Here is a 346-nt window from a genome sequence, read left to right on the forward strand (position 1 = left end):
ACGCCCCTCCCGGCCCGATTGAGACCAAGTGGGGCGTCGGCTTTCGCACCTACGACGAGTGCCTGGACTATATCCGGGCGCACAACATCGAAGCCCCGGAGGGCGGTGTCGCGCTGCCGCTGCGCTACACGGTCTACGATCAGCCGTCCTACTCCATTGTTTCGTCCAACGCGCTGTGGCGGGATCCGGCGCGCGAAGCCGTGGCAAAAATGTTTCGCAAGGAAGACCAGGAGATCGGGCGACGAGGTCTCTATTTTCCGCAAATCCTGCGCGACGCGCGGCGGATGGCGGAGTACTACCCGGGTCTGTCGCCCACCAGCGCTGCGTGCATGGACAAGCTCGGCGT

The 346-nt window shown here is 64.5% G+C and carries 1 protein-coding gene; it reads left to right on the top strand.

From position 1 onward, the window contains the following. The coding region (locus J4F42_05395) for a hypothetical protein (GenBank protein ID MCE2484925.1) at positions 1 to 346 on the top strand (346 nt) is incomplete at both ends.

It is taken from the genome of Desulfurellaceae bacterium (assembly GCA_021296095.1).
Lineage (GTDB): Bacteria > Desulfobacterota > Binatia > Bin18 > Bin18 > JAAXHF01.